Origin of the sequence: Shewanella gelidimarina (assembly GCF_023283945.1) — a bacterium.
In the GTDB taxonomy this organism is placed as follows: domain Bacteria; phylum Pseudomonadota; class Gammaproteobacteria; order Enterobacterales; family Shewanellaceae; genus Shewanella; species Shewanella gelidimarina.
Genome location: NZ_JAKIKW010000060.1, coordinates 1 through 1656 on the forward strand (window position 1 = coordinate 1; position 1656 = coordinate 1656).

Below are 1656 nucleotides of genomic sequence, written 5' to 3' on the forward strand. Positions count from 1 at the left end.
AGCTGTGGCCCCACCTGATCCCATTCCGAACTCAGAAGTGAAACACAGTATCGCCGATGGTAGTGTGGGGTTTCCCCATGTGAGAGTAGGTCATTTCCAGGCGCCTAATTTAAGTCGTTTATCTAAATGCAGTGAAAATTCACATAAGACAAATAGATCTTCGCACGATTTTGCTGATATGGCTCAGTCGGTAGAGCGCATCCTTGGTAAGGATGAGGTCCCCAGTTCGATTCTGGGTATCAGCACCATTTTTTGAAAGAATTTGTCTGGAAACCATAGAGCTGTGGCACCACCTGATCCCATTCCGAACTCAGAAGTGAAACACAGTATCGCCGATGGTAGTGTGGGGTTTCCCCATGTGAGAGTAGGTCATTTCCAGGCGCCTATTACTTCTCGTATAGAGAGTAGAAAGCCCGCTATTATATAGCGGGCTTTTTTACGTCTGCAATTTATGGTTTAGAGTTAACTCATTTATGGGACGACAGAATTTAGTGCGAAAATATCAGGCGTGATAGTGATATGGCCATTATGCCGAAATGCGAGAGGGTTATTTTGACTCGCTCGGCACTAGGATCTAGCTTCGTTCTAGCGCCTATATCGATATATTCGGCCATTCATGGCGACTGACGGTTATGCCTAGGCTGCTCATTTCTATTTTTAGGGCTGTAACTATAGCTCAGCCAGCTTCCGTTTAGCGTGTTTTCTATTCTGTTTTCTAGCGCTACGCAGTCACCATTACGCATAATAGTACCGGTGGCTTGGAGTGACTCTTAATAAGAACCCATTTGCCGTTGTGGTTTCATCGCCATCACTACAGGACAGTTCTCCTTTACTACTGCAGTCACTATTAAACTGTTTGTGGTGGTCTATGAACTTGAACAGCAAGCTGAACTCAATGTTGCTCTTTCCCCGTTTTGAATTAGCCAGTTTTAGATGAAAGCCACATCAAGTCGTGATCCTTGGCTAGCGACTCCTCTTATTCATTGCTTACTTTATTGATAATAAGCGGCAGCTAAAAGGTCATATCATCAGTTTTGGTGCTGGACGAAAATGAATAATGATTGGCATCATTTGATTACTGAGCAGGACGTCGAAGACCGAGCCGCTGTTTTGGGGTCATACCGCGAGGTAAAGCTTAAGCATAAAGCTCAACATCATCATTATCCTGGCCTGCAAGTTTCCAATACTGTACTAGAATAAGGTTCCCATACCGAGATTGGTTCATTAATTGCGGGGTAAATTGTGGATAACCTTGTGGGTAAGTGGTGTGTAGGGTGTGGCTATCCTGGATCGGTTAAAAAAGGCTGTTTTAAAGGAGAAAAGCGCTTGCGCTCAGTCGGGATCTCCCTATAATACGCATCCACTGACACGGCACTGCAGGCCAATCGCTCTTAGCAAACGCTAGGTAGCACGGGACTTGCAGCGGTGTTAGAGAGTTAAAACTCTTCGGAGATTTAATTCAGGTGACAAGCGCTTTAAGGGCTTCGGGTTTGATAGTTTTTCACATTAGTGATTAAGAAATCAGCACTCGAAAAACTTCTTAAAATAAGCCCTTGACGCCGACACTGGAGAGTGTAGAATACGCCTCCTCAAGCCAACGACCTAGCGTCTTCGGCGACACATGAAAGATGGTGTCACGCTCTTTAACAATATGAC

General features: G+C 44.9%; 1 tRNA gene and 2 rRNA genes. All 3 read left to right on the forward strand.

The window, feature by feature from the left end:
• A 5S ribosomal RNA gene (gene rrf / locus L2729_RS21455) occupies nucleotides 1-102 on the forward strand; the annotation flags it as partial.
• 70 nt (nucleotides 103-172) lie between these two features.
• Nucleotides 173-248 (forward strand) — tRNA-Thr (locus tag L2729_RS21460).
• Nucleotides 249-265: 17 nt separating this feature from the next.
• A 5S ribosomal RNA gene (gene rrf / locus L2729_RS21465) occupies nucleotides 266-381 on the forward strand.
• Nucleotides 382-1656: the final 1275 nt, after the last annotated feature.